5 protein-coding genes are annotated in these 6,265 nt (G+C 41.1%); all 5 read left to right on the top strand.

Going from position 1 to position 6,265, the window contains the following annotated elements:
- The 5 genes from patB (at position 1) to N8N51_RS07315 (ending at position 6,151) form a co-directional block, all read left to right on the top strand.
- Entirely contained in the window at positions 1 to 1,767 is a 1,767-nt protein-coding gene (patB, locus tag N8N51_RS07295; RefSeq protein WP_153199334.1) for a multidrug efflux ABC transporter subunit PatB, read from the top strand.
- 138 nt (positions 1,768 to 1,905) lie between these two features.
- Positions 1,906 to 2,595 carry a gamma-glutamyl-gamma-aminobutyrate hydrolase family protein gene (locus N8N51_RS07300; RefSeq protein ID WP_261029224.1) on the top strand — a complete coding sequence of 230 codons (690 nt, stop codon included), beginning with the start codon at positions 1,906 to 1,908 and terminating at the stop codon, positions 2,593 to 2,595.
- A gap of 170 nt (positions 2,596 to 2,765) precedes the next feature.
- A complete protein-coding gene (locus N8N51_RS07305; RefSeq protein ID WP_261103898.1) occupies positions 2,766 to 4,115 on the top strand; it encodes a glucose-6-phosphate isomerase in 1,350 nt (449 codons plus the stop codon).
- Between the two features lie 127 nt (positions 4,116 to 4,242).
- Positions 4,243 to 5,703: a glutamate--tRNA ligase gene (gene gltX / locus N8N51_RS07310; protein WP_261011439.1), complete on the top strand. Its 1,461-nt coding sequence runs from the start codon at positions 4,243 to 4,245 to the stop codon at positions 5,701 to 5,703.
- Between the two features lie 13 nt (positions 5,704 to 5,716).
- A complete protein-coding gene (locus N8N51_RS07315; protein ID WP_004258677.1) occupies positions 5,717 to 6,151 on the top strand; it encodes a cytidine deaminase family protein in 435 nt (144 codons plus the stop codon).
- Positions 6,152 to 6,265 lie beyond the last annotated feature (114 nt).

The raw sequence follows: 6,265 nt of genomic DNA on the forward strand, positions 1-6,265 counted from the left end.
ATGAAGACAGTTCAATTTTTTTGGAATTATTTTAAAGTCTATAAGCTATCATTTGTAGTTGTTATCCTGATGATTGTTTTAGCAACTCTTGCCCAAGCCCTCTTTCCGGTCTTTTCTGGACAAGCGGTAACAGAGCTAGCCAATTTAGTTAAAGCTTATCAAGATGGCAATCCAGAACTTGTTTGGCAAAGTCTATCAGGAATCATGGTCAATCTTGGACTGCTGGTTTTGGTTCTATTTATCTCTAGTGTGATATACATGTGTCTCATGACGCGTGTGATTGCAGAGTCGACTAACGAGATGCGCAAAGGCCTCTTCGGTAAGCTTGCTCGGTTGACTGTTTCTTTCTTTGACCGCCGACAAGATGGAGATATCCTGTCTCGTTTTACCAGTGATTTGGATAATATCCTCCAAGCCTTTAACGAAAGCTTGATTCAGGTCATGAGCAATATTGTTTTATATATCGGTCTGATTCTTGTCATGTTTTCGAGGAATGTGACGCTGGCTCTCATCACCATTGCCAGCACACCAATAGCCTTCCTCATGCTGATTTTCATCGTAAAAATGGCACGCAAATACACCAATCTCCAGCAGAAAGAGGTAGGGAAACTCAACGCCTATATGGATGAGAGTATCTCAGGTCAAAAAGCTGTCATTGTTCAAGGGATTCAAGAGGATATGATGGCAGGATTTCTTGAACAAAATGAGCGCGTACGCAAGGCAACCTTTAAAGGAAGAATGTTCTCAGGAATTCTTTTCCCTGTCATGAATGGGATGAGTCTGGTTAATACAGCCGTCGTCATCTTTGCTGGTTCAGCTGTACTTTTGAATGATAAGTCTATTGAAACCAGTACAGCCCTAGGTTTGATTGTTATGTTTGCCCAATTTTCACAGCAGTACTACCAGCCTATTATCCAAGTTGCAGCTAGTTGGGGAAGTCTTCAGTTGGCCTTTACAGGTGCTGAACGGATTCAGGAAATGTTTGACGCAGAGGAAGAAATCCGACCTGAAAAGGCGCCGATCTTTACTCAGTTGCAAGAAGGTGTTGAAATTAGTCATATTGATTTTTCATACTTGCCTGATAAACCTATTTTGAAAGATGTCAGCATTTCTGCCCCTAAAGGCCAGATGACAGCGGTTGTTGGTCCGACAGGTTCAGGGAAAACGACTATTATGAACCTCATCAATCGCTTTTATGATGTTGATGCTGGTGGTATTTATTTTGATGGGAAAGACATCCGTGACTATGACTTGGATAGTCTCAGAAGCAAGGTGGGGATTGTCTTGCAAGATTCGGTCTTGTTTAGCGGAACGATTCGAGACAATATCCGTTTCGGTGTGCCAGATGCTAGTCAAGAAATGGTTGAGGCAGCAGCCAAGGCAACCCATATTCACGACTATATCGAAAGCTTACCTGACAAATACGATACCCTTATCGATGATGATCAAAGCATCTTCTCAACAGGCCAGAAACAATTGATTTCTATCGCTCGAACCCTGATGACAGATCCAGAAGTTCTCATTCTCGATGAAGCAACTTCAAACGTAGATACGGTGACAGAAAGCAAGATTCAGCATGCCATGGAGGCGGTTGTAGCAGGCAGAACCAGTTTCGTTATTGCCCACCGCTTGAAAACCATTCTCAATGCAGATCAGATTATTGTCCTTAAAGATGGGGAAGTCATTGAACGTGGTAACCACCATGAACTCCTGAAACTAGGTGGCTTCTACTCAGAACTCTATCACAATCAATTTGTTTTTGAATAAGAAAAAAGTTGTCCGATGTGGGCAGCTTTTTCTTGTCCATAAAAAATTTTTATCACAGCCTTAAAAAAAACATATTAGACGAAAGACGTTTTGAGTGATATGATAGGACTATCGTTAATATTCGAAAGGAGAGACATCATGCCTAGAACGGTTGTAGGAGTTGCTGCAAATCTATGCCCCGTAGACGCAGAAGGCAAAAACATTCATTCATCTGTATCTTGTAGATTCGCAGAGAGCATTCGTCAAGTCGGTGGTCTCCCTTTAGTCATTCCTGTTGGTGACGAGTCCGTTGTACGCGATTATGTGGAAATGATTGACAAGCTTATTTTGACAGGTGGCCAAAATGTCCATCCTCAGTTTTATGGAGAGAAAAAAACCATCGAGAGCGATGATTACAATCTAGTCCGTGATGAATTTGAATTGGCGCTTTTGAAAGAAGCACTTCGTCAGAATAAACCAATCATGGCAATCTGCCGTGGTGTCCAACTTGTCAATGTTGCCTTTGGTGGCACCCTCAATCAAGAAATCGAAGGTCACTGGCAAGGACTACCTTTCGGAACATCTCACTCTATTGAGACAGTGGAAGGAAGCGTGGTGTCTAAGCTATTTGGAAAAGAAAGTCAAGTCAACTCCGTCCATCGTCAAAGTATTAAAGATTTGGCACCTAATTTCCGTGTAACTGCTATTGATCCAAGAGACCAAACCATCGAAGCGATTGAGTCTATCGACGAGCACCGCATTATCGGTTTGCAGTGGCATCCAGAGTTTCTGGTTAATGAAGAAGATGGCAATTTAGAATTATTTGAGTATTTATTGAATGAACTGTAACGACTGGAACATCTGGTCGTTATTTCTTTTATTATTTCAAAATTTTTGGAATGTGGGATTTTTACGCAAACGTTTGAATTCTGATAAAAATTGGAGAAATTCGACAAAAAAACTTGAAAAAAACGAAGGTAAGCGTTATGATAGAAAAGAAGAAATATTGGAGGAATAACATGTCACATATTAAATTTGATTATTCAAAAGTTTTAGACAAATTTGTTGCACCACATGAAGTGGAATACATGCAATCACAAGTAACAGCAGCAGATGAATTGATCCGTAAAGGAACTGGTGCTGGTAGCGACTTCTTGGGATGGTTGGACCTTCCTGAAAATTACGACCGCGAAGAATTTGACCGCATCTTGAAAGCTGCTGAGCAAATCAAATCAGACAGCGATGTTTTGGTTGTGATTGGTATCGGTGGATCTTACCTTGGTGCTAAAGCAGCAATCGACTTCTTGAACCACCACTTTGCAAACTTGCAAACAAAAGAGGAACGCAAAGCTCCACAAATCCTTTACGCAGGAAACTCAATCTCATCTACTTACCTTGCTGACTTGGTAGAGTATGTAGCTGACAAAGACTTCTCTGTAAACGTGATTTCTAAATCAGGTACAACAACAGAACCAGCTATCGCTTTCCGTGTCTTCAAAGAACTCTTGGTTAAGAAATACGGTCAAGAAGAAGCAAACAAACGTATCTATGCAACAACTGACCGCCAAAAAGGTGCTGTTAAGGTTGAAGCAGATGCTAACGGTTGGGAAACATTTGTTGTTCCAGACGACATCGGTGGACGCTTCTCAGTATTGACAACAGTTGGTTTGCTTCCAATCGCAGCATCAGGAGCTGATATCAAAGCCCTTATGGAAGGTGCGAACGCAGCTCGCAAAGACTACACTTCAGATAAAATCTCTGAAAACGAAGCTTACCAATACGCAGCAGTTCGTAACATCCTTTACCGTAAAGGCTATGCAACTGAAATCTTGGTAAACTATGAGCCATCACTTCAATACTTCTCAGAATGGTGGAAACAATTGGCTGGTGAATCAGAAGGGAAAGACCAAAAAGGTATCTACCCAACTTCAGCAAACTTCTCAACTGACTTGCACTCACTTGGTCAATTTATCCAAGAGGGAACTCGTATCATGTTTGAAACAGTTGTTCGTGTTGACAAACCTCGTAAGAACGTGATTATCCCTACTTTGGAAGAAGATCTTGATGGACTCGGTTACCTTCAAGGAAAAGACGTTGATTTTGTAAACAAAAAAGCAACTGACGGTGTTCTTCTTGCCCACACAGATGGTGATGTACCAAACATGTATGTGACTCTTCCAGAGCAAGATGCTTTCACTCTTGGTTACACTATCTACTTCTTCGAATTGGCTATCGCCCTTTCTGGTTACTTGAATGCCATCAACCCATTTGACCAACCAGGTGTTGAAGCATACAAACGTAACATGTTCGCCCTTCTTGGAAAACCAGGATTTGAAGAATTGAGCAAAGAACTTAACGCACGTCTATAATAGAAGAAAAGAGTGGTTTGCCCACTCTTTTTACTCTCTTTATTCATAGCAATTGGACTCAGCCAAGACTTGTGATATAATATAGAGAGCAAAAAGGCAGACGCCTAGAGACTTTATAGGAGAAACTATGTCAAAAGATATCCGCGTACGTTACGCACCAAGTCCAACAGGACTACTACACATTGGGAATGCCCGTACAGCATTGTTCAACTACCTTTACGCACGTCATCATGGTGGAACTTTTATCATTCGTATCGAAGATACTGACCGTAAACGTCATGTCGAGGATGGTGAACGTTCACAGCTTGAAAACCTTCGTTGGTTAGGTATGGATTGGGATGAAAGCCCAGAAACACATGAAAATTACCGCCAGTCTGAGCGTTTGGACTTGTATCAAAAATACATAGACCAACTGTTAGCTGAAGGAAAAGCCTACAAATCTTACGTTACAGAAGAAGAGTTGGCAGCTGAACGCGAACGCCAAGAAGCAGCTGGCGAAACACCTCGATATATCAACGAATACCTTGGTATGAGTGAAGAAGAAAAAGCAGCTTACATCGCAGAACGTGAAGCAGCAGGGATCATCCCAACTGTTCGTTTGGCTGTCAATGAGTCAGGTATCTACAAGTGGCATGATATGGTCAAAGGTGATATCGAATTTGAAGGTGGAAATATCGGTGGTGACTGGGTTATCCAAAAGAAAGATGGTTACCCAACATACAACTTTGCCGTTGTCATTGATGATCATGATATGCAGATTTCTCACGTAATCCGTGGAGACGACCACATTGCTAATACACCAAAACAGCTCATGGTTTATGAAGCACTTGGTTGGGAAGCTCCAGAGTTCGGTCACATGACCTTGATTATCAACTCTGAAACTGGGAAAAAATTGTCTAAACGCGATACCAACACCCTTCAGTTTATCGAAGACTACCGTAAAAAAGGTTATTTACCAGAAGCAGTCTTTAACTTTATTGCTCTTCTTGGTTGGAACCCAGGTGGTGAAGATGAAATCTTCTCTCATGAAGAACTCATTAAACTTTTCGATGAAAACCGCCTGAGCAAGTCTCCGGCAGCCTTTGACCAGAAAAAACTCGACTGGATGAGCAATGATTATATCAAGAATGCAGACCTAGAAACTATCTTTGAAATGGCAAAACCATTCTTAGAGGAAGCAGGTCGTTTAACCGACAAGGCTGAAAAATTAGTTGAGCTCTATAAACCACAAATGAAATCAGTAGATGAGATTATCCCATTGACAGATCTCTTCTTCTCAGATTTCCCAGAATTGACAGAAGCAGAGCGCGAAGTTATGGCGGGTGAAACAGTTCCGACAGTTCTCGAAACCTTCAAAGCAAAACTTGAGGCGATGACAGATGATGAATTTGTGACAGAAAATATCTTCCCGCAAATCAAAGCTGTTCAAAAAGAAACAGGTATCAAAGGGAAAAATCTCTTCATGCCTATTCGTATTGCTGTTTCAGGTGAAATGCATGGACCAGAATTACCAGATACAATTTTCTTGCTTGGACGTAAAAAATCAATCCAGCATATCGAAAATATGTTAAAGGAAATCTCTAAGTAAGAAGGGTACAATAATGGACATCTGGGAAAAGATGTACGAAGAAGCACAGAAATTGTATAATCCACATGAAGTATCTGATTTTGTTTATGCTAATCATGTCGTTGCCGCAGTAGAAGCAGAAGATGGACAAATATTTACAGGATTCTGTATGGAGGGAACATGTGGTGTTTTCCATCTCTGCGCAGAGCGGGCAGCACTCTTCAATATGTACCAATTCTCGGGACAAACTAAGGTTAAAAAAGTCTTAGCCTTTCGAGAGCAACCACCTTATGGTGGAAGTTCGGGTATGCCTTGTGGCGCATGCAGAGAGTTCCTCTTAGAGTTGAACGTTGAAAATAAAGAAGCAGAATTCATGATGGACTACAATACAAGAAAGACAGTGAAAGTCGCAGAACTAATCCCATATTGGTGGGGAGAAGAACGTGCTTCTAAGTTTAATAATCAATAGAAGAGTCAGTATAATTCTGGCTCTTTTTACTTAATTTGAAAAAAACAGAAAAAGTTGTTGACAAGTCTGAAAAAGTCTGTATAATAGTAAGAGTTGAAAATAACAGCTCAGGTC

Source organism: Streptococcus mitis, from assembly GCF_946188685.1.
Lineage (GTDB): Bacteria > Bacillota > Bacilli > Lactobacillales > Streptococcaceae > Streptococcus > Streptococcus mitis_CC.

What these genes read in the sequence shown, in the direction of transcription:
- N8N51_RS07305 (WP_261103898.1), top strand. Translation starts at nt 2,766, where the DNA reads ATGTCACATATTAAATTTGATTATTCAAAAGTTTTAGACAAATTTGTT.
- N8N51_RS07300 (WP_261029224.1), top strand. Translation starts at nt 1,906, where the DNA reads ATGCCTAGAACGGTTGTAGGAGTTGCTGCAAATCTATGCCCCGTAGAC.
- patB (WP_153199334.1), top strand. Translation starts at nt 1, where the DNA reads ATGAAGACAGTTCAATTTTTTTGGAATTATTTTAAAGTCTATAAGCTA.
- N8N51_RS07315 (WP_004258677.1), top strand. Translation starts at nt 5,717, where the DNA reads ATGGACATCTGGGAAAAGATGTACGAAGAAGCACAGAAATTGTATAAT.
- gltX (WP_261011439.1), top strand. Translation starts at nt 4,243, where the DNA reads ATGTCAAAAGATATCCGCGTACGTTACGCACCAAGTCCAACAGGACTA.